The organism is Marinospirillum sp. (assembly GCF_014859565.1).
Genome location: NZ_JACUUA010000022.1, coordinates 13,076 through 33,415, shown reverse-complemented (window position 1 = coordinate 33,415; position 20,340 = coordinate 13,076). Strand labels below are relative to the sequence as shown.

At 52.0% G+C, this 20,340-nt stretch carries 19 protein-coding genes; 7 read left to right on the top strand and 12 right to left on the bottom strand.

What is annotated here, in order from left to right:
* Nucleotides 1-185: 185 nt before the first annotated feature.
* Nucleotides 186-1,685 carry a CoA-acylating methylmalonate-semialdehyde dehydrogenase gene (locus IBX50_RS05205; protein ID WP_292254002.1) on the bottom strand — a complete coding sequence of 500 codons (1,500 nt, stop codon included), beginning with the start codon at nt 1,683-1,685 and terminating at the stop codon, nt 186-188.
* A 149-nt stretch (nt 1,686-1,834) separates the two neighbouring features.
* Here IBX50_RS05205 and IBX50_RS05200 point away from each other — a divergent pair, with 149 nt between their 5' ends.
* Entirely contained in the window at nt 1,835-2,740 is a 906-nt protein-coding gene (locus IBX50_RS05200; RefSeq protein WP_292254001.1) for a LysR family transcriptional regulator, read from the top strand.
* A gap of 281 nt (nt 2,741-3,021) precedes the next feature.
* Here IBX50_RS05200 and IBX50_RS05195 read toward each other — a convergent pair whose 3' ends face one another.
* On the bottom strand, nt 3,022-3,843 hold the full coding sequence (locus IBX50_RS05195) for a peptidoglycan DD-metalloendopeptidase family protein (RefSeq protein WP_292254000.1): 822 nt from the start codon (nt 3,841-3,843) through the stop codon (nt 3,022-3,024).
* A 162-nt stretch (nt 3,844-4,005) separates the two neighbouring features.
* Between IBX50_RS05195 and IBX50_RS05190 the strand changes: the two genes are divergently transcribed.
* Complete coding sequence (locus tag IBX50_RS05190; protein ID WP_292253998.1) at nt 4,006-4,488, top strand: peptidylprolyl isomerase; 483 nt, start codon at nt 4,006-4,008, stop codon at nt 4,486-4,488.
* 135 nt (nt 4,489-4,623) lie between these two features.
* Entirely contained in the window at nt 4,624-5,052 is a 429-nt protein-coding gene (locus tag IBX50_RS05185; protein WP_292253996.1) for a hypothetical protein, read from the top strand.
* A 45-nt stretch (nt 5,053-5,097) separates the two neighbouring features.
* Here IBX50_RS05185 and mnmH read toward each other — a convergent pair whose 3' ends face one another.
* Genes mnmH through IBX50_RS05165 form a run of 4 tightly spaced genes read right to left on the bottom strand, consistent with a single transcriptional unit; the run spans nt 5,098 to nt 9,338 of the window.
* Complete coding sequence (gene mnmH / locus IBX50_RS05180; RefSeq protein ID WP_292253995.1) at nt 5,098-6,189, bottom strand: tRNA 2-selenouridine(34) synthase MnmH; 1,092 nt, start codon at nt 6,187-6,189, stop codon at nt 5,098-5,100.
* Nucleotides 6,182-7,222, bottom strand: a complete 1,041-nt coding sequence (selD, locus tag IBX50_RS05175; RefSeq protein ID WP_292254004.1) for a selenide, water dikinase SelD — start codon at nt 7,220-7,222, stop codon at nt 6,182-6,184. The genes mnmH and selD overlap by 8 nt, the downstream gene beginning before the upstream one ends.
* 2 nt (nt 7,223-7,224) lie before the next feature.
* Complete coding sequence (gene argF / locus IBX50_RS05170; protein ID WP_292253994.1) at nt 7,225-8,151, bottom strand: ornithine carbamoyltransferase; 927 nt, start codon at nt 8,149-8,151, stop codon at nt 7,225-7,227.
* Between the two features lie 2 nt (nt 8,152-8,153).
* The gene (locus IBX50_RS05165) at nt 8,154-9,338 is read right to left on the bottom strand and encodes an aspartate aminotransferase family protein (RefSeq protein ID WP_292253993.1); all 1,185 of its coding nucleotides are present in this window, start codon (nt 9,336-9,338) and stop codon (nt 8,154-8,156) included.
* A gap of 193 nt (nt 9,339-9,531) precedes the next feature.
* On the opposite strand from IBX50_RS05165, the gene grxD reads away from it, so the two are divergent.
* Nucleotides 9,532-9,858 (top strand): Grx4 family monothiol glutaredoxin, encoded by a 327-nt coding sequence (grxD, locus tag IBX50_RS05160; protein ID WP_292253991.1) that lies wholly within the window; start codon nt 9,532-9,534, stop codon nt 9,856-9,858.
* A 3-nt stretch (nt 9,859-9,861) separates the two neighbouring features.
* Here the strand turns inward: grxD and rnt are convergent, their stop codons facing one another.
* Nucleotides 9,862-10,497 carry a ribonuclease T gene (gene rnt, locus IBX50_RS05155; protein ID WP_292254003.1) on the bottom strand — a complete coding sequence of 212 codons (636 nt, stop codon included), beginning with the start codon at nt 10,495-10,497 and terminating at the stop codon, nt 9,862-9,864.
* Nucleotides 10,498-10,720: 223 nt separating this feature from the next.
* Between rnt and IBX50_RS05150 the strand changes: the two genes are divergently transcribed.
* The 3 genes from IBX50_RS05150 to IBX50_RS05140 all read left to right on the top strand — a co-directional run bounded on the left by IBX50_RS05150 (nt 10,721) and on the right by IBX50_RS05140 (nt 14,266).
* Nucleotides 10,721-11,644: an OmpA family protein gene (locus tag IBX50_RS05150; protein WP_292253990.1), complete on the top strand. Its 924-nt coding sequence runs from the start codon at nt 10,721-10,723 to the stop codon at nt 11,642-11,644.
* Between the two features lie 138 nt (nt 11,645-11,782).
* Nucleotides 11,783-13,003, top strand: coding sequence for an argininosuccinate synthase (locus IBX50_RS05145; RefSeq protein WP_292253989.1), 1,221 nt, complete (start codon nt 11,783-11,785; stop codon nt 13,001-13,003).
* A 126-nt stretch (nt 13,004-13,129) separates the two neighbouring features.
* Complete coding sequence (locus IBX50_RS05140; protein WP_292253988.1) at nt 13,130-14,266, top strand: DUF294 nucleotidyltransferase-like domain-containing protein; 1,137 nt, start codon at nt 13,130-13,132, stop codon at nt 14,264-14,266.
* 11 nt (nt 14,267-14,277) lie between these two features.
* Here the strand turns inward: IBX50_RS05140 and IBX50_RS05135 are convergent, their stop codons facing one another.
* From IBX50_RS05135 to IBX50_RS05115, 5 genes are all read right to left on the bottom strand, one after another.
* Entirely contained in the window at nt 14,278-14,742 is a 465-nt protein-coding gene (locus IBX50_RS05135) for a copper chaperone PCu(A)C (protein ID WP_292253987.1), read from the bottom strand.
* Between the two features lie 13 nt (nt 14,743-14,755).
* A complete protein-coding gene (locus tag IBX50_RS05130) occupies nt 14,756-15,367 on the bottom strand; it encodes an SCO family protein (RefSeq protein WP_292253986.1) in 612 nt (203 codons plus the stop codon).
* Between the two features lie 196 nt (nt 15,368-15,563).
* Nucleotides 15,564-17,231: a methyl-accepting chemotaxis protein gene (locus IBX50_RS05125; RefSeq protein WP_292253985.1), complete on the bottom strand. Its 1,668-nt coding sequence runs from the start codon at nt 17,229-17,231 to the stop codon at nt 15,564-15,566.
* Between the two features lie 146 nt (nt 17,232-17,377).
* Complete coding sequence (locus IBX50_RS05120; protein ID WP_292253984.1) at nt 17,378-20,134, bottom strand: ATP-binding protein; 2,757 nt, start codon at nt 20,132-20,134, stop codon at nt 17,378-17,380.
* Nucleotides 20,124-20,321, bottom strand: a complete 198-nt coding sequence (locus tag IBX50_RS05115) for a hypothetical protein (protein ID WP_292253982.1) — start codon at nt 20,319-20,321, stop codon at nt 20,124-20,126. The genes IBX50_RS05120 and IBX50_RS05115 overlap by 11 nt, the downstream gene beginning before the upstream one ends.
* Nucleotides 20,322-20,340 lie beyond the last annotated feature (19 nt).

Below are 20,340 nucleotides of genomic sequence, written 5' to 3'. Positions count from 1 at the left end.
TGATGGCGGTGGTTTTGCCAACACCCAGAAAACCGGTGATCAGGTGGACAGGAATTTTTTTAACAGAATCAGTCACAGTAATCCTAAGCAAGAGGAGTGGAATACCCGGATTATAACCCACAAAAAACCCCGCCGTAGCGGGGTCAAGATGGCAGAGCGTGAAACTCTTTTACCTGATGAAAAGCTTACTTCATCGAGATGGTGGTATTCACACCGGCAGAAATACTGTCCGGCTCGAACCAGCGCTCGGTGACAGTTTTGCTGTGCGTCCAGAACTTCACGGCTTCTTTACCGTTGGGACCCAATGGACCCAGACGGGAAGCACGAGAACCAGTGAAGCTGAAGTAGGCCACCGGAACCGGGATCGGCATGTTGATACCTACCTGACCCACATCAATTTCGTTCTGGAACTTGTGAGCTGCCCAGCCGGATGCGGTGAAGATAGAGGTGCCGTTGCCGTTTTCATTGTCATTAATGAAGGCAATGGCTTCATCCAGGGTGTCCACTTCCACTACACACAGCACCGGACCAAAAATCTCCTGGTTGTAGATGTTCATTTCTTTGCTGACCTTGGTGAATACGGTTGGGCCAACAAAGTTGCCCTTCTCATAACCTTCCACCACACAGTCGCGGCCATCCAGCGCCAGGGTTGCACCCTGCTCTACACCAGAATCAATCAGGCGGATAATGCGTTCTTTGGCCTGGGGTGAAACCACTGGGCAAACATCGGCTTTTACATTAGTGCCGGGGCCAACAATCATGGTTTTGGAGCGTTCAACAATGTCATCCGCCCACTGACGCGCTTCACCCACCAGCACGACTACGGGATTAGCCATACAACGCTGACCCGCCGCACCAAAGGCAGAGCCCAGCAGGGCATCAATCGCCTGATTTTTATTGGCATCCGGCAGGATCACACAATGGTTTTTGGCACCCATCATGCACTGAGCGCGCTTACCGGCATTACTCGCCATCTGGTAAACCTGTTCACCGACATGGCTGGAGCCAATGAAGGAGACCGCTTTGATGTGTTCGTGCTGACACAGGCGTGCAGCCACTTCTGGCCCACCGTGTACCACGTTTAGCACACCCGGTGGCAGACCGGCTTCGTGTGCCAGCTCAACCAGACGCAGGGAGGACGTTGGATCTTGCTCAGAAGGCTTGAGTACAAAGGTGTTGCCGGTTGCCACAGCAATCGGGAACATAAAACAGGGCAGCATCACAGGGAAGTTAAACGCCGTGATACCCGCGCCCACACCCAGAGGTTGTTTTAAGGTGTAGACATTCACACCAGTGGCGACATTTTCGGCCAGTTCACTCAGCTGCAGCGTCGGGATGGAACAGGCATGTTCAATGACTTCCAGACCACGACCCACTTCACCCTCGGCATCCGGCAGGGTTTTACCGTGTTCTTCAGTAATCAGAGCCGCCAGATCTTTGGCGTTTTCACGCATCAGTTGCTGGAACTTCAGCATGATACGCATACGTGCACCCAGCGAGGTGTTGCGCCAGGTTTTGTAAGCTGCGTTGGCATTGTTGATGGCCGCGTCCACTTCATCCAGCGTACAGAAGGGTACACGTGCAACCACTTCCTGCGTGGCTGGATTCAGCACATCACGCCAGTCAGTGGATTTGGAGATGACTTTTTCGCCACCAATAATCATGGGAGTTTGACGTACTGTCATGGCTTACCTCGTTATCGGGTGTGTTGTTGTTGTTTTCTTGCAGAGTGCTTGCATGTTAGACACCCGACCACACGCTTGACAAGGCCTATGGATGCAAGGCAGCCTTGCAAAATTGCAAGGCAATAAAACAACGGCTTATCGAGGACACAATGGACTGGGAAGACATTCGAATTTTTCTGGAAGTGGCGCGCACCGAAAAACTCAGTGAAGCAGCCAAACGCCTGCGTATCAATGCTTCCACCATCTCCCGGCGCATACATAAACTGGAAGCCGGTCTGGAAGTGCAGTTGTTTGAGCGTGGGCCAGAAGGCCATCAACTGACCAGTCAGGGGCAGTTATTACTGGCCACTGCCCGCAAGATGGAGCAACAGGCCTTAACCGCCAGTGAAATTTTGCAAGGGCTGGGTGAAGAACGAATTGGATCGGTACGGATAGGCTCCACCGAAGGGTTTGGCAGCTTTTTTATTGCACCCAAACTGGCTGACTTTTGCCGGATGCATCCGCGTTTGGTGGTGGAGTTATTACCGATGCCACGTTTTGTCAAACTCACCCGCCATGAAGCCGATATGGCCGTCAGCATCGAACGCCCGCGCCACACCAGCCTGGTGGTCACCAAGCTCTGTGATTACCGCCTGCAACTCTATGCTACTCAGGCTTATCTGGATCAGGCACCAGCGCTGGAGAGTCTGGAAGACCTGAATCATCACCGGCTGATTGGTTACATTGATGAGTTGATGTTCACTGACCAGCTGAACTACATGGATCGCCTGTTGCCGGATGCCCAGCCAGCCTTTCGCAGCACCAGTGTGGTCACCCAGTATTCCATGGCACGCGCTGGATTGGGTGTGGCTATCCTGCCCTGCTTTCTGGCTCAGGAAGCCCCTGAGTTACAACCCCTGCTGCCGGATCAACTCAGCTTAACCCGCAGTTTTTGGCTCGCCGCCCAGCCGGAGCGTAAACGCCTGGCGAGGGTGGAAGCAGTATGGCAGGAACTCAAACGCCTGGCCGAGGTTCACCGGGATTTGCTGCTGGGAGAAACGGCTCCACCCAAATGATTCAAACCCAGATCATCACCAATTGGGAATTACTGTTTCAGTGGATTCAATCAGTCCTGTGACTGCTCCCTGCCCTAAGCTAAAGCACCACGGGCGAGGCTTCCAACTTCTCAGGCAGCTGCGAGTGCGTGACTCGTCTTACGCTGGCCTCCATTGGCAGAGACCGACAGTCCTGCGGCCTTTAATTGCAAAATACCCTGCGCTCGCATGACGTTTGTACTGGCTGCTGATGATATGCAAAAATGGGCGAGGATTTACGCGGATTTTGCTAAGGTTTGTTGTTATGGCCAGGGCAGGGCTGGCAGGTAGTTTTCCGGTGCAACCGGCTGGCCTTGGACCCGTAACTCAAAATAAATGCCGGGTTTTTCTATCTGGCTTTGTCTGCCTGCTGAGCAGACCGGATAACGACCGGACAAGGGAGCGCCCTGATCCACAAACAGGGCGCGACAGTAAGCATAAACAGACTGGCGCTCACCGCCGTGATCAACAATCACCACTCGCCCAAAACCACGCATCTCACCGGCAAACACCACTCGTCCCGGTGCAATGGGAAAAACTTCCTGTCTTGTTTTGGTTTCCAGTGCCAATCCCTGATGTAAACCCCAGCGTTGCCATGAAAAATTGATTCTTACGCTGGGTTGATCCACAGGCCAGCGGTATTGATTAGTGTCCCTGCCGTAAACTGGGATAATAATGCGCTGCCCAATGTGCAGACGTTCCGGTTTTAATCCCGGGTTTTCCTGCATCAGGCTGATTAGCGAAATATGAAAATGCTGCGCCAGCACGCTCAGGGTGTCACCAGCCTGTATACGGTAATAATAGGGGCCTTCTGCTGGTGCATCTTCATTACGCTCAGGAATACGCAGGCGGCGATCTCTGGGCGGAGGGTTTTGCTGGCTGCGTGGGTTGTAACGGCGCAGCTGGGTTTCATTTATTTGGTGTTTACGGGCAATCTGGGCAAAACTTTCTTGTCCATTGGGCTGATATACCGGACGGTGACCTGCCGGTGCCGGCCGATCCAGCTCGGATTTTGATGCGCAGCCGACCAGCAGTAGACTGAGCAGTAAAGCCAATAAAACACTTAGACCGGGGGTCTTATGCACAAGCAGTACCAAGGGTGGTCGAAGGAAAGATTGGACTAGTCTAAACATCCCCGCGCATGAATAAAACAGTCTCGGCATAAAAGAAAATGTCGTCTAAGTTTGTGTGGAAGCAACAAGATTGGCTAAAATGGCGATTCAATTCATTAACAACAGGATCAACCTATGCAAGTTGCAGCCAATAAGGTCGTTGCCATTCATTACACGCTGACCAATGGTGAAGGCCAGGTGCTTGATTCATCCCAGGGCGGCAACCCGCTTTTTTATCTGCATGGTCACAGCAATATTATTCCGGGTTTGGAAAAAAAGCTGGAAGGTCGCAGTGTTGGTGATGCATTTGAAGTGGCCGTTGAACCTTCGGAAGGTTATGGCGAGCGTGATGATAATCTGGTTCAGCAGGTTCAGCGCGAAGCCTTTCAGGGTGTTGATGCCATTGAGCCGGGTATGCAGTTTCAGACTCAGGGTCCCGGTGGTGCTATGGTTGTGACTGTAGTCGATGCCAATGAAGAAACTGTCACCATTGATGCCAATCATCCGCTGGCTGGTGTGGCGCTGACTTTTAAAGGCAGTGTTGAGTCTATCCGTGATGCACGTGAAGAAGAAGTTCAGCATGGTCACGCTCATGAAGGTGATCTGCACGATCACTGATTGGATCATGCAACTTCAGAAACCCACTCTACCGGTGAGCCGGGGGTGGGTTTTTTTATGCTTTTGTTGGTTAAAGATTGAACTATTCATGCCGATTGTCTAGTCTAAGAAAAAGTAATCCAACGAGGTGCCGCCATGATTGAGTCCAACGTAAACAATCAAACATCTGCTGCCATGCGTCAGGCGCAAAGCCAGGATATGCGTAGTTTTCAGAATATCCGTGCCAATGATGAAAATGCTGTTGAAGAACAGGCATCCAGTAGTCCGGTATCGGTTGCCGGTGCTGAAGCCGCAGCAGCAGTATCCACTCAGCCTTCTGATGTGGTGACTCGTTTGGGTGAGACAACAGAACAAGTACCCCTGTACGAATCAAACCGTACCGCTGGCACCATCATTCGTCCAGCCATTGAGGTGGCTCAGAATACTGCCAGTGCCGCTGAAGTGAGCACACAAGCTGCCCGTGAGCGTGAAGATGTGGCTGTTGCTGTCAAAGAAAGCACTGAGGGTGCATCACCTGCAACGGGTCAGAGCACTGGTTCTGCTGATGCACAAAACCTGGTCTGATAGTGGTTTTGTGGTGACAAAAACCCTGCCAAGTGGCAGGGTTTTTTAACCTTGTGATGCGAGATAGTTGAGTACTTCCTGTTTACTGCCCCTGAAACGTATCTGATCAGCCTTTTTTTCGCGCTGAAAGTGATACATCGGATCATAATAATCCTGCAGCATCCGCTGAATCCATTCACGGTGTAACCCCAGCGCAGTTTCTGCATCCGGTTGTTCCAGTGCTGCCTGCATGATCTCTTTTAACTGACGATGGCGCAGTGATCCCAACCGCTTGATGATCCGATCCAGACTGTTCAACAGGTGATCTGCAAAAGCTGCAGTGCCGTTTATTTTTCCCTGTGTGGCAATAAATTCTTGTCTCAGGTCGGTCACATAGTCTTTTAATACACGGTTAATACGTTCTTCCAGTGGCGCTTCCAGCCAGATGATGGGAGCCGTTTTCATGCTGCTGACCCAGCTGTGGGGCAGTGCACAACGTCCGATGGTCTGGTTTTCGTCTTCCACAATCAGTTGTCGGAAACCCTGCTCATGTTTGTGCAGCAGATCAACACCGAGGCGGTTTTCAAAATCGATCTGGGCTGGTTGAGCTGTGGCATGGCGACCAAAGCTGGAACCTCGGTGATGTGCATGAGCCTCCAGATCCACACTGTTCGGTAGTCTGGCCAGTAGCTCGGTTTTGCCGCTGCCGGTCATACCGCCCAGTACTAGTAAAGAATGGTTGTTTACGGCCTGATCAGTGGTCTGGATCAGGAATTGTCGCAGTGCCTTGTAACCACCGCTGATACGCGGGTAGTCAACACCGGCTTCTTGCAGCCATTGTTGTACAATCTGCGAGCGCAGCCCGCCTCTAAAGCAGTAGAGGTAACCTTCTGGATGTTTGTGGGCAAAGTTGAGCCAGGCCGCAACACGATCCGCCTTGACTGATCCCTGAACCAGCTGGTGACCCAGCTTGATAGCCGCTTCCTGTCCCTGTTGTTTGTAACAGGTGCCAATCTGGGTGCGTTCAGCATCCGTCATCAGCGGCAGGTTGATAGCAGTGGGGAAGCTGCCCTGTGCAAATTCAATCGGTGCACGGGTGTCCATCAAGGGTACGCGGGACAGCAGAATACTTCGATAGTCAGCGGTTTGTTCAGGCATTGATAACCTCAACAGCCAGCTTTCTGGCAGTTACCAGTTCCCCGATGGGGTGCAGATCCAGCCCCTGTGCTGCGGTGATGGATAAAAAGGCTGCTTCAGCATCGGGTGCAACTGCAACCAGCAATCCACCACTGGTCTGAGGGTCACATAAAAGCTGGCGCTGGCTGTTACTCAGTGGGGCAATACGGTGACCGTAGCTGTCAAAGTTGCGATCTGTGCCGCCGGGCACACAACCTTGTGCCAGATAAAAATCAGCCGATGGGATGCGTGGAACGGTTGCATCATTAATCAGTGCAGTCAGGCCACTGCCATCTGCCATTTCGACCAGATGCCCGAGCAAACCAAAACCGGTGACATCGGTCATGGCGGAAACACCGGGCAGTTTTGCTAATTCTGAGCCGATTTTATTCAGAGTGCACATCAGGTCACAAGCAACACCCACATCCTGAGGGAGAAGTTTGTTTTGTTTTTCTGCTGTGGTCAGAATACCTATGCCGAGGGGTTTGGTCAGATACAGGCGATCTCCGGCTTTGGCTGTGTCATTGCGTTTCAGCTGTGTCTTCTGCACCAGACCGGTGACCGCCAGACCAAAAATGGGTTCTGGCGCATCAATGGAGTGACCACCGGCCAATGCTATTTGAGCCGCGTCACAAACACTGCGGGCACCACGTACCACTTCACCGGCAACTTCTGCGGGCAGCAGACTGACCGGCCAGCCGAGAATGGCAATGGCCATCAAAGGTGTGGCACCCATGGCGTAGATATCACTGATGGCGTTGGTGGCGGCAATGCGACCAAAATCAAAGGGGTCATCCACAATCGGCATAAAAAAATCGGTGGTGGAAACCACACCCTGTTCGGCATTTAATTCAAACACCGCTGCATCATCCCGTGATGCATTACCGACCCAGAGACGAGGATCAGCTGTCTGACTGCCTGCAGCGGCCAGAATGGTGTCCAGTACCTTGGGTGAAATTTTGCAGCCACAACCTGCGCCGTGGCTGTATTGAGTTAAGCGGATGGGCGGTTGCATCATCAGGCCCCTGCCAGAGTGGGTGACCCAACAATCAGAAACTCCAGCAGCGCTTTTTGTGCGTGCAGGCGGTTGCCTGCTTCCTGCCAGACGACTGAACGGTAATCATCCAGCATGTCTTCACTGACTTCTTCGCCTCGGTGGGCGGGCAGGCAGTGCATGAACAGCGCATCTTTGGCTGCGTGATCCATCAGTTTCGGTGAAACCTGATAAGGTGCAAAATCCCGCTTGCGGCGTGCTTGTTCTTCTTCCTGACCCATGGAAGCCCAGACATCGGTGACAACCAATTGTACATCTTTCACTGCAGCCTTTGGCTCGCGAATCAAGGTGATACGATCTGCATAATCTTCCATCAGGCTGGCGCTGGGTTCATAACCTTCCGGGCAGCAGATGCGTAGCTGGAAGTCGAACTGGCGTGCCGCCTTCATGTAGGAGTTGCACATGTTGTTGCCATCACCAATCCAGGTGACGGTTTTGCCCTGCAGGCTGCCGCGACACTCCACAAAGGTTTGTACATCGGCCAGCAGCTGACAGGGATGAAAATCATCCGTCAGGGCATTGATGACAGGGATGGTGGAGTAGCTGGCCAGTTTTTCCAGATCCTGATGAGAGTAGGTGCGTACCATAATGGCATCCACCATCTCAGACAGCACTCTGGCGGTGTCTTCCAGCGGCTCACCGCGTCCCAGTTGGGTATCACGCGGTGACAGAAAAATGGAGCCACCGCCGAGCTGAATCATACCCGCTTCAAAAGAGACGCGGGTGCGGGTGGATGACTTCTCAAAAATCATTGCCAGCACACGATTCTTGAGCGGCTCATCAATGATGCCTGACTTGTGGCGGCGCTTCAGCTCAATCGCACGCTGAATCAGGCGCTCCAGTTCCTGTGGGGACAGGTCTGTCAGGGTTAAAAAATGTCTGACACTCATGATTAACTCCGTGATGCCAGCCAATCCCGGATTAGCTGGCTTAACTGGCTGATCAGTTGATCAGCCTCTGCATCGGTAAAGGTCAGTGGTGGCAACAGGCGTACAACCTGACCGGCGGTAACGTTGATCAGCAGTCCTGCATCCAGAGCCAGTTGTACCAGCTCACCACAGGGTTGATCCAGCTCTATGCCAATCATCAGGCCACGACCACGCATGCCTTTAAAGCCCTGTACACCCTCCAGTGCTGTTTGCAAACCGGATGTAATGCGTTCACCCAGCGTGGCTGCACGGGCACAGAGTTGTTCTTTTTCCAGTGTTTCCAGTACCGCCAGCACAGTGGCGCTACCCAGTGGGGTGCCACCATAGGTGGAGCCGTGGTAACCCGGCTGGAAGAGTTCAGCAGCAGCACCCTGTGCCATCACGGCACCAATCGGGAAGCCGTTGCCCAGGCCTTTGGCAGTGGTTACCACATCAGGCCTCCAGTCATAACGCTGGAAAGCATAATAAGTACCGGTACGGCCATTACCCGTTTGAACCTCGTCCAGCATCAACAGCAGGTTATGCTGGTCACAGAGCTGGCGCAGGCCATTCATCACTTCATCCGAAGCAACGGCCAGCCCGCCTTCGCCCTGAATGGGTTCGATCAGAATGGCGGCAATATCCGTGCGCCGTTCCACAATGTTTTTGACGGCATCCAGATCATTATAGGCACAACGGATAAAGCCGGTGACCAGTGGCTCAAAGCCCGCCTGCACCTTGCGATTGCCGGTAGCGGTCAGGGTTGCCAGGGTGCGGCCATGAAAAGCATTTTCCATTACCAGCACATGCGGTACTTCAATGCCCTTTTTATGACCATGCAGGCGTGCCAGTTTAATGGCACCCTCGTTGGCCTCAGCACCTGAATTACAGAAAAACACCTTGTCCATGCCGGACAGTTCGATCAGTTTCTGACCGGCTGCTTCCTGAGCAGGAATCTGATAAAGATTGGAGGTATGCACCAATCGGCTAGCCTGATCACAGATAGCGCGGGTGACTGTAGGATGGGCGTGACCCAGACCGCAGACTGCAATGCCGCTTAAAGCATCCAGATAGGTTTTGCCATTGGTGTCGGTCAGCCATGAACCCTTGCCTTCGATGAAAGCAACGGGTAAGCGACCATAAGTGTGCATCAGGGCAGAGTGAGCCATGGTGCAAAATTCCTCCTGAGAAAGCGGGCGAACCCGAAAAAAACATTCAGTCTAAGCACTTGCCCAGTTGCTGGCAAGAAGGTGTTAAATTTTTCTATGTCACTTGTTATTCGGCGGGTTAGACCGCTAAAATTGACTAACTTAGTCGGGTTTATCCCCTGTGATTTTTCCTTAATGCAAAAGGTGAGCTTTAATGTCCTCTACCCTTGATACCATCAAAGAACAGATTTCCAGCAACCCCGTACTGCTTTATATGAAAGGCAACCCGCAGATGCCCCAGTGTGGTTTTTCTGCACAGGCGGTACAATCACTGATGGCCTGTGGTCAGAAATTTGCTTTTGTTAATATTCTGGAGCATCCCGATGTCCGTGCCGAGCTACCGAAGTTTGCTAACTGGCCAACCTTTCCTCAGCTGTGGCTGAAAGGTGAGCTGGTGGGTGGTTGTGACATCATCCTTGATCTGCACCAGCAGGGTGAACTGCAAAAAATGGTGGAAGAAGCGGCTCAAGCTCAGGCTTGATTGTTATTCCTGCTCGGGCATAGTCCTGAGCGCCAGTTCCCAGCCGCCGAGTTCGTGCCAGGTGTTGATCACCGCACAAAAGAGCTCGGCGGTTTTTTCTGTGTCATAACTGGCAGAGTGAGCTTCACGGTTATCAAAGGCAATACCGGCTGCTTTGCAAGCACGAGCCAGCACTGTCTGACCAAAGGCCAGTGCGCCCAGTGTGGCGGTGTCAAAACTGGAAAAGGGATGGAAAGGGTTGCGTTTGATGGCGCAGCGTTCAACAGCAGCATTGATAAAAGCCAAGTCAAAGCTGGCATTGTGTCCGACCAGTATCGCACGCGAGCAGCTGTGAGCCTTGATGGCCTTGCGCACTGTCTTAAAAATCTCACCCAGTGCTTTGTCTTCTGCCACAGCAATACTCTGGCGAAAGCTGCTGTTCAGGTCGATTTTGGTGAAATCCAGCGCCGCCTGCTCAATATTGGCTCCTTCAAAAGGAATCAGATGGCGTGAAACACTGTGATCTGGCAGGATCATGCCGTTTTCATCCATGGTCAGGGTGGTGGCAGAGACTTCCAGCAGGGCGTCAGTGGCAGCATTAAAACCGGCTGTTTCAACATCAATAACAACGGGCAGGTAGCCCCGGAAGCGGCGGGACATGGGATGTTTGACACTGGACTGACTGTTCACGCAAAGCTCCTGACCGGCGTGGGAATTAAAGACTTGGGTTGATGCCAAGACTAGCTTAACATAGCCCCTGTATTTTTCAGTTGTTTTGCTAAAGTTACACACTGCCGGGTCGATAGGTCGGTAGAGCATCACAGAAAGTGATTTGAGTGACAAAAGCGGGATAACCCCCGGATTTTTCAAGAAGGATTCCAGTGTGTCTGACTTAACTGCCACATCGACAACAGGGCGTACAGGTAAACTGAAGCATTTATATGCCGCTGCAGCTTTGCTGCTGGGTGCTTCCGGTGTGCAGGCCAGCACCTGGCAGGCGGGTTATGAACCCGGTTTGTGGCAGGCCAGCAACCCTTCGCAGTTAAACTGTGAACTGACGCATTATATCCCTAATTTTGGTGAAGCCCGTTTTATTCACCGTGCCGGTGAGTCGGTTCGTATGGAGATCCAACCTTTCCGTCATGCTTTCCGTCCCGGTCAGGTTCAACTGGTTGCCATGGCGCCTCAGTGGTTGCCTGGTACAGGTACACATCATCTGGGTAGTTATGATCTGGTGACCACGGATCGCCCGATGCGGATTGCTACGCAACAAACCGAGCTGGTACTCGAAAGCCTGCGTCAGGGGTTGATGCCTTCCATGGTGCAGGAAGACCGTGATTCCCGTATTGAGCGTCGTCGTGCCAGTCTGACGCCGCTGCATTTTCATCCCGCTTTTGCCGATTTCCAGTTGTGCCAGGCTCAGCTGTTGCCCGTTAACTATGACCAAATACGCGATGTTATGATCAATTTTCACTTGGGTGGTGCAGAGTTGACTCAGGCAGATCGTGATCAGCTGGATCTGATTGTGCGTTATACCTATGCAGACCCTGAGGTGATTGTGGTGATGGTGGATGGTCACTCGGATGCTTCCGGTACTCGTCGTGATAACCGCGAGTTATCCAGTCGTAGAGCCGATGCCGTGACGGAATATATGCTCGCACGGGGTATGCCGCAGGAGTTGATTGTCTCCCAGTATCACGGTCAGCGTTACCCCATAGCGGATAACAGAACCGCGCAGGGTCGTGCCACCAACCGCAGAGTCACCATCAAATTGGAGCGGGAACTGGAAATCAAGCCTCTGTTCTGATCTGATCAAGTCAGCGCTGACGATCTGTGTTCCTTGCGTTATAATCCTTTTATCCGGTTTCTGGGCTGCTTTTGCAGCCCTTTTGCTGTTCATTGTTCCTGCTTCTGGCGTTAGGTCAGAACACTTTGAGGAGAAATCATGTCTGATGTAAAAAAGGTCGTGCTGGCCTATTCCGGTGGTTTGGATACTTCAATCATCCTGAAGTGGCTGGAAGACACCTATGGTTGCGAGGTGGTTACTTTCACTGCGGATCTGGGGCAGGGTGAGGAGCTGGAGCCTGCGCGTGCCAAGGCCATTGCCATGGGTGTGAAGGAAATTTACATCGAAGACCTGCGCGAAGAGTTTGTGCGTGACTATGTGTTCCCGATGTTCCGTGCCAATACCATTTATGAAGGTGAATACCTGCTGGGCACTTCCATTGCCCGTCCGCTGATTGCCAAGCGTCTGGTGGAAATTGCCAACCAGACCAATGCTGATGCTATCTCTCATGGTGCCACCGGTAAGGGTAACGATCAGGTGCGTTTTGAGCTGGGTGCTTATGCGCTTAAGCCTGGTGTAAAAGTGATTGCCCCCTGGCGTGAATGGGATCTCTTGTCCCGTGAAAAACTCATGGGTTATGCCAAAGAACACAATATTCCGGTTGATTTTGCCAAACAGGGTAAAAAATCTCCTTATTCCATGGATGCCAACCTGCTGCACATTTCTTACGAAGGCGGCATTCTGGAAGATCCCTGGGCAGAACCTGAAGAAGACATGTGGCGCTGGAGTGTCAGCCCGGAAGCAGCACCTGATATCCCGACCTACATTGAACTCACCTATGAGAAGGGTGACATTGTTGCCATCGACGGTGAACGTCTGAAGCCGCATGAAGTGCTGGAAAAACTGAACAAGCTGGGTGGAGCCAACGGTATCGGTCGTCTGGATATCGTCGAAAACCGCTATGTGGGTATGAAGTCCCGTGGTGCTTATGAAACACCCGGCGGCACCATCATGATGAAAGCCCACCGTGCTATTGAATCCATCACCCTGGATCGTGAAGTGGCACACCTGAAAGACGAACTGATGCCACGTTATGCCGAGATGATTTATAACGGTTACTGGTGGAGCCCGGAGCGCAAACTGCTGCAGACCATGATTGATGAGTCTCAGGAAGTGGTGAACGGCAAGGTGCGCGTCAAACTCTACAAGGGTAACGTAGTTCCTGTAGGCCGTGAGTCCGCTGATACCTTGTTTGATGAAAACATTGCCACCTTTGAAGATGATGCTGGTGCTTACAACCAGAAAGATGCGGAAGGTTTTATTAAACTGAACGCCCTGCGTCTGCGTATTGCTGCCAACAAAGGCCGCAAGCTGGGTTAATCCCTTTTCCTGTTTTGAAAATGCCCTGTAATCACTTGGTTGCAGGGCTTTTTTTATTGGGTTTAACCCGGATCATCACTAGAATGAATACAGCAGAAAAATTTAAAAATAAGACAGGGAGGCGTTATGCAGTATTTGTCCAGATCTTCCCCGTGGCGGCAAGTGTTTCAGCATCCCGGTGGTTTGCAGAGCAGTGATGCCCAGGTGTTGGCACCGCTACAGGAGGTGCTGGTTGAGTGTCCAAAATATCTGGATGCTCAACTGATCAAACCCTGGCAGCAGCAGTTGGTGCAGGTGTTGTTAAGGCTGGACGTACCTGCCTGGCGCATCAGCCAGTTGATCAGTGATCACAATGACTGGTTATATCAACAAGCACTGGAGGAAAGCCTGGCAGCAATGCGCAGTAACGGTTGGGGGGAGCCGCCGATTGGTTTTTGTGTGCTGCAATTGGGTTCTGCCGCCCGTCATGAAAGCCTGTTACGCCCGGATCAGGATAATGCCATGATTCTGGAGGATTTTCCGGATCACCGTTATCAGGAGATTGATACCTGGTTTCAGCACCTGGCAGAAGGCTTTACGGATCGTCTGGATCAAGCAGGTATTCCGCTGTGCAAAGGGCATGTTATGGCTCGCTGGCCGTTATGGCGTAAACGCCTGTCAGAATGGATTGAGCAAATGCGCCTGTGGACAGCAGGCCGTGTGGTCAAAAAAGTACAGCTATCCAATATCCTGCTGGACTTTAACCCTATCTATGGTGATGCCGCTCTGGCTCAGGCTTTTCGTGTTGAGCTGGCTGCTTTGCTGCCAAAGGCACACGGATTTTTACATGAAATGGGTGAGTTGCTCGATGAGATCCCTGTTGCGCTGGATGCTTTTGATCGTCTGGTCAGTGATGGTCAGGAAGCTCCCCATGCCCATGCACTGAATCTGAAGCGTCAGGGGTTGTTACCCTTGCAGTCAGCAACAAGGCTTTTTTGTTTGATGCAGGGTGTGATGGAAATTTCGACCCGGGACAGATTAATGGCTTTGGTGACACAGCAGCAACTGCAGGCGGCAGAGGCGATTGACTTGATTGAGGCGCTGGATTCACTGCAAGGCTTGTTGTTGCAGGCACAGTTGGTTAGCTTAAAGGCGGGGCGGCAGGCGGATGGTTGGTTGGATCTTCAGCAACTCACAGCAAGACAGAAACAGCTGCTGAAGATGGATTTGAAGTTGATCAGAAGCTTCGTTCGCAAAGTGCGTAAACAATTGCCCGCTATCTGATCCAGCAGGTTTTAATGCTGGTGCTGGTGCTGGTGCTGGTGCTGCATCATCATCTGCATTGGACGCACAGGCACATCCAGCTCAATGATGCTGCCATCATCCAGTGACAGACTAATCTGTACACGCTCATCCACTTTTAATGGTTGTTTAAGGCCAATCAGCATCAGGTGTAAGCCACCTGGCTTGAGTTCAGCAAAACCACCGGCTGGCAGGTTGATATATTCAACCTGTCGCATCTGCATAACACCATCAACAGCGGTGTGGGTGTGCAGTTCTACAATTTTAGATGCCGGACTGCTGGCAGCGACCAGTTTTCGATCCTGCTGACTATTGTTGTGCAGCTGCATAAAGGCCGCTGTTACCTCTGAGACAGGCGGTACAGCACGTACATAAGCATCCTTGGTTTGAATATCCATGGCTTGCAGAGGCAGGCTTAAGCTGAGCAGCAGCAGTGAAGCAAAGAAAAAACGTTTCATATAAGACTCCGGTTCAAAGATTATTTTTCAGGGCGTCAACCAGTGTTTGAGTCAACTGGTTGCCATTGATTGCATGAGGTAGTGTGGCGAGCAGTTCACCACGATGATTCACCAGATAAAAGTCCGAGGTGTGATCTACCGCGTATCCCATGGCAGAATCCACTTCGACATAACGATAAAAGGCACCATAGGCCTGACTCAGTGTTTTCAGTGTTTGCTCTTCACCGGTCAATCCAAGAATACCGGCCTCAAAAAAATCAACATAAGCCGCCAGCCTTTCCGGGGTGTCCCGTTCAGGATCTACCGAAATAAAAATCGGCTGAATGCTGCTGCGTAGATCTTCGGGCAGGTTGTTAACTGCTCGCGCCATAAACATCATGGATGCAGGACAGATATCCGGGCACCAGGTGTAACCAAAATAAACCAGCGCCAGTCGACCTTCAAAGTCGCTGAGAGAGACTTCACCTTGCTTGCTTTGCAGGGTGAAGGGTGCGCCCTGAGGTTTGTCACTGAGTGCCGGGTTCTGGTTTTGTTGTGCTTTCTCTACACCGCCTTGAATCTGGAAAAAGGCCAGCAGCACCAGCAAAAAGGCACCGGCATACAGCAGTGTGCGATTCACTTTCATTAAAGGTCTCTTGGGATCAGCGCTGGAATACCGAAGGGCGTAAGTACACGCTGCATTGTGGCCAGCAAAGCCAGCAACAACAATAGGGTGTTCAGTAGTGGACGCTTGAGCAGCATAGCCTGACCTTCAGCGAAATAACAAAACGTTTTTGCAGTATACCCTCTCTGCTGCCCTCTGGCAGCAGAGACTAGAAGACTCAGACCTTGAACTGACCAGCAGTTGCCTTGAGGTCATGAGCCAGACGGGCAATTTCATGGCTGCTGGTGGCGGTTTGTTCGGAGGCGTCAGCCGTTTGGTCAGCCGCTTCGTTGATACGAGTCAGGTTCAGGTTCATTTCTTCAGCAACTGCGCTTTGTTCTTCTGCGGCACTGGCAATCTGAATGTTCATTTCATTCATACTGGAAATCAGCTGAGTGATATTATCCAGTGCCTTGCTGGCCTGTGCGGCCTTGTCCACACCTTCGTGAGCACGATCCAGACTGCGTGCCATAACCTTGGAGGCATTGGCGGCACCCTGTTGCAGATGGGCAATCATGGTGTTGATTTTGGTGGTGGACTCCTGGGTGCGGCTGGCAAGAGTACGGACTTCATCAGCCACGACCGCAAAACCACGACCCTGCTCACCGGCACGGGCTGCTTCAATGGCGGCATTCAGAGCCAACAGGTTGGTTTGTTCTGCAATGTCACGAATCACATCCACCACACTGCCAATTTCGTTGGCATCACTGACCAGATCCTGAATCACCCGCGCGGCATCTTCAACCTCTGCTGCCAGCTGATTCATGCTGTCTACACTTTCGGTTACCACCTGACGACCCTGACCAGCTTCCTCATCTGCAGTGTTGGCACTGATAGCTGCATTTTCAGCATGTTGTGCCACTTCATGAACCGTGGCGTTCATTTCGTTCATGGCGGTAGCCACCATGTCGGTTTCCAGCTTTTGCTGTTGTACGCTGTTGCGAGCCTGCTCTGCAATCACGGAGCCTTTATCCGCCAGCTCACCCAGCTGGTTGCTGTTGTTCAGCAGGCTTTCCACTGTGCCGCGTAGTTTGTTACGGGCTTCGCGAAACTGCTGAAGGATAAGGCCTAATTCACCGGAAGCATCACGGGGATTTTCTGCAACACGCAGATCACCCTGAGACATGCGCTCAGCCAAGGAGGAGAGGGCGTTAATGCCTTGATTGATGGAGCGGATAACATAGATGGCAAAACCCACTGCCAGCAGGATACCGACAGCACCGGCAGCAAAAAGCAGCAAGGTCAATAATTGAGAGCGATCCATCATAGTGGAGTAGGCTTCTTCTGCACCCTGTAACAAGCGATTGCTCATGGCCGCCTGAGCCTTGGATGAGTTGATGAACAGTGGGTTAACATACAGCAGAATCTGGGCATTGGCCTGATAATACTCACCGGCATCCAGCAGCTCCAAGGCGGGTTGTACCGCTTCTCTGGTATAGGCTGTGACGGTGTTGCGATAATCAGCGGCGAGTTGGGCAGCGAGTGAGCCGCGGGGTTTGCTGGCAAAGGATGTCCAGAGGCGTTCCACTTCCTTCAGGTTGTCGCGCACCCGGTTGGTGTGCATACTGGTTGGATGGTCGTGATCATTGGCAAACGGGCTGGTTGGATCATGCTGGATGGATAGCAGCAGATGGGCGCGTGATTCTTCCAGTAAAGCACCGATACGCTCAACTTCATAAAGCGGCACCATGCGGTTGTTATAATTGTCACTGTATTGTTGTTGTTGATAAGAAAATCCGGTGTAAGCCAGTGAAATGATGGTCAGCACTACCAGTACAAAAACAACAACCAGCAGATATAACAGGTTGCGAATTGAATTCGGCCCCCTTGCGTGATGAACAGACATACCTTTCCCCCTTAGTTTTATTCCTGAAAAACTCCTTTAGTGATCTGCTTTGTCTACTATCCTGATTTTTAACAGCAGATCACCGTTTTGCTCGCAACGTATTATTGCTGTTTCACTGATATTAAACAATTCTGTTATAGAGTTTTTCATTTCTGCAGGTCTGTTACAGGAGGTTCTCTTGCGGGCAGTTCAATGACCAGGCGAGCACCGCACAGATGGCGGGGTTTCTCAACCCACAAGCGACCTCCGAGGTGTGCAATAATGCCGCGACTGATGGGTAGCCCTAGTCCGGTGCCTCGGGGTCTGCCTGTTGTCGGCTGGCCATGTTGTTGTATCTGGTGGAATTTTTCAAAGACCTTGTCACGCTCTTCATCTGCAATACCACTGCCATTATCTTCCACTGCCAATCGCCAGTGTTGCCCGTGTGCTTCCAGCTGCATCAGTACTTCTGCCTGATGGTTGGCTGCAAACTTACTGGCATTGTCCAGTAGGTTGATCACCACTTGTTGCAGTCGATCCGGGTCTGCAGTGACCCAGGTGGGCTGATCGGGCAATTGGACAAGCAGGTGAACCCCGCGTTCTTCATAGAGTTGTGTGATGGCATCGGCAGAGTCGGTTGCCAGTTGTGAAAAATTCACCGGCTCCGGATTCAGTCGCATCCGCCCTGATTCCAGACGGGCAAGATCCAGTATTTCTTCGATCAAGCGCGACAGGCGTTCACTTTCTTTGACTATCACACTCAAAAAATGAGTTTTTTGTTCATTGGAGATTTCTGGGCTGTCTCGCAGGATTTCCGCAAAGGCACGAATAGAGGTGAGTGGAGTGCGTAATTCGTGGCTGACCATGGCTACAAACTCATCCTTCAAACGATCCACTTCTCGCAAGCGTTCGTTGGCGGTACGTAACTCTTCACCGATCCGTGCCAGTTCAGTGGATTTCTGTTCGAGGCGTTTATTGTATTCAAGGGTCTGGGTGGTGGTATCCAGGATGCTCAGTACCGCTTCCAGATCCAGTGCTTCACCTCTGACTACGGAGTTGATTAATACCCGTGCCGAGGCACTGCCCAGTGCGCCGGTCAGAGCCTGTTCAGCGTTGGAGATCAATCCCGGCGGGGCTATCGCTTCATCAGTCGCTCGGGGTTGGCTGGTATCACCAAAACGTTCAAATACCCGGTGGGTGGCAGGACGACCCAGATAACGACGCAGCAGCTGATAAAGTTCACCACGCGTGGTCTGGCCTAACCATAAGGGGGTTTGCATCACATCGGGACGCAGAGCTTCAGTGAACAATGCGGCCTGGGTTTGTTCCAGACTGTTCTGGCGGGTAAATAGGGAGACGCCGGCCAGTAGACCGATATTCAATAACATGCTCCAGAAGAGGGCATGAGTATAAATGTCCCAGCCTTGCAGTCCAAATAGGGCGTAGGGTTTCAACCATTCAATACCCCAGGGTCCCAGCTCAATCAGATCGGTGCCAATCCAGCCGGATTGAATAAAGCCCGGTAGTAGCAGGGTGTAACTCCAGATTAAAAAACCACCCATCAGACCGGCTGCTGCTCCCTTGCCGTTAGCACCACGCCAGTAAAGGCCAATTAACAGGGCGGGTGCAAATTGCGCGGCAGCAGCAAAAGATACCAGCCCAATGGTGACTAGGCTGTAAGAGTCACCAATCAAAGCATGATAAAGATAACCCAGCAGCAGGATCAGCAGGATGGCAATCCGACGAATGCCCAGCAACCAACCGCTGAGGTTGCGCGTTGGATCAAGATGTAACCAGTTCCAGCGCAGCAGCAGGGGCATCACCAGATGGTTACTGACCATGGTGGAGAGGGCAATGGTTTCCACGATCACCATGCCGGTTGCGGCGGATAAACCACCGATGAATACCACCAGCGGCAGAGTTTCCAGTCCGGCAGCCAACGGCAGGGTTAGTGCAAAACTATCTGGCTCTTGGGCAGCACTGCCCAGCAGCAGACCGGCCAGAGCGACAGGAATCACAAACAGGTTGATGGCCACCAGATACAGCGGAAACATCCAACTGGCGCGTTTAATGTGTTTTTCATCGACATTTTCTACCACCAGCACCTGAAACTGACGAGGCAGGGTTAAAAAAGCCAGTGTGGCCAGCACCAGTGTACCTACCCAGCCCAGCGCCTGGCCGGGAACTGCGCTCAGTCCGAGACTAGCGATCAAGTCGGGTCGGGCAGCGGCTTGGCTGAACAAATCTATCGGGCCTTCGTATAACCAGAACACCACAAACAAACCCACAGCAAAAAAAGCCAGCAGTTTAATGATGGATTCAAACGTAATAGCCGCGATCATACCTTCATGGCGTTCACTGGCATCGAGATGACGAGTGCCAAATAGAATAATAAAAATAGCCAGTACCAGAGCAACCCAGAGGGATTTATCAAACCAGAAGGTGCCTTGAGCCAGGGTTTGTACTGGGGTAGAAGGGTAACCAGTCAGCACCGCATGACTGATGGTGATGGCTTTTAACTGCAGCGCGATGTAAGGCATGATGCCCACTACTGCAATCAGTGTAACCAGCACACCCAGACCGACACTTTTGCCGTAACGGGCACTGATAAAGTCAGCAATGGAGGTGATTTTCTGGGCGCGGGCAATGCGCACCATTTTGCGGATCAAAAACCAGCCCAGCAGCATGGCAAGAGTGGGACCCAGATAAATCAGTAAAAAACTGGGTCCTGAATCAGCAGCACGCCCGACGCTGCCGTAAAAAGTCCAGGCGGTGCAGTAGACAGCAATCGACAGGCTATAAACCACCGGAGAGTTGATGATCGAGCGACCCTGCCCGGAACGTTTATCTCCCCAGGCTGCGATCAGGAACAGGATAGCCAGATAACCAAAGGCAAAAGCCAGTGAGACCAGTTCAGTTCTCATGATCCCGCTCCAGAATCCAGGCAGCCAAACCAATCACCACCAGCCACGCAATAAAAATATAAAGAGGTAGGATAGAAAACCCCAGTGTGCCGGGGCGATCAAACAGCAGCAGCAGTGGCGGCAAGAACAGTAACAAAGCCAGCAGGGTTAGACCAATCAGGCGTGCTTGGGTAGGTGCATTTTTCATGCCTGGCTCCCTTTTTTAT

What these genes read in the sequence shown, in the direction of transcription:
- IBX50_RS05140 (WP_292253988.1), top strand. Translation starts at nt 13,130, where the DNA reads ATGCAGTATTTGTCCAGATCTTCCCCGTGGCGGCAAGTGTTTCAGCAT.
- rnt (WP_292254003.1), bottom strand. Translation starts at nt 10,497, where the DNA reads ATGTCCCGCCGCTTCCGGGGCTACCTGCCCGTTGTTATTGATGTTGAA.
- IBX50_RS05115 (WP_292253982.1), bottom strand. Translation starts at nt 20,321, where the DNA reads ATGAAAAATGCACCTACCCAAGCACGCCTGATTGGTCTAACCCTGCTG.
- IBX50_RS05135 (WP_292253987.1), bottom strand. Translation starts at nt 14,742, where the DNA reads ATGAAACGTTTTTTCTTTGCTTCACTGCTGCTGCTCAGCTTAAGCCTG.
- selD (WP_292254004.1), bottom strand. Translation starts at nt 7,222, where the DNA reads ATGCAACCGCCCATCCGCTTAACTCAATACAGCCACGGCGCAGGTTGT.
- IBX50_RS05200 (WP_292254001.1), top strand. Translation starts at nt 1,835, where the DNA reads ATGGACTGGGAAGACATTCGAATTTTTCTGGAAGTGGCGCGCACCGAA.
- IBX50_RS05120 (WP_292253984.1), bottom strand. Translation starts at nt 20,134, where the DNA reads ATGAGAACTGAACTGGTCTCACTGGCTTTTGCCTTTGGTTATCTGGCT.
- IBX50_RS05205 (WP_292254002.1), bottom strand. Translation starts at nt 1,685, where the DNA reads ATGACAGTACGTCAAACTCCCATGATTATTGGTGGCGAAAAAGTCATC.
- IBX50_RS05165 (WP_292253993.1), bottom strand. Translation starts at nt 9,338, where the DNA reads ATGGCTCACTCTGCCCTGATGCACACTTATGGTCGCTTACCCGTTGCT.
- IBX50_RS05185 (WP_292253996.1), top strand. Translation starts at nt 4,624, where the DNA reads ATGATTGAGTCCAACGTAAACAATCAAACATCTGCTGCCATGCGTCAG.
- IBX50_RS05125 (WP_292253985.1), bottom strand. Translation starts at nt 17,231, where the DNA reads ATGTCTGTTCATCACGCAAGGGGGCCGAATTCAATTCGCAACCTGTTA.
- IBX50_RS05190 (WP_292253998.1), top strand. Translation starts at nt 4,006, where the DNA reads ATGCAAGTTGCAGCCAATAAGGTCGTTGCCATTCATTACACGCTGACC.
- mnmH (WP_292253995.1), bottom strand. Translation starts at nt 6,189, where the DNA reads ATGCCTGAACAAACCGCTGACTATCGAAGTATTCTGCTGTCCCGCGTA.
- grxD (WP_292253991.1), top strand. Translation starts at nt 9,532, where the DNA reads ATGTCCTCTACCCTTGATACCATCAAAGAACAGATTTCCAGCAACCCC.
- IBX50_RS05145 (WP_292253989.1), top strand. Translation starts at nt 11,783, where the DNA reads ATGTCTGATGTAAAAAAGGTCGTGCTGGCCTATTCCGGTGGTTTGGAT.
- IBX50_RS05130 (WP_292253986.1), bottom strand. Translation starts at nt 15,367, where the DNA reads ATGAAAGTGAATCGCACACTGCTGTATGCCGGTGCCTTTTTGCTGGTG.
- argF (WP_292253994.1), bottom strand. Translation starts at nt 8,151, where the DNA reads ATGAGTGTCAGACATTTTTTAACCCTGACAGACCTGTCCCCACAGGAA.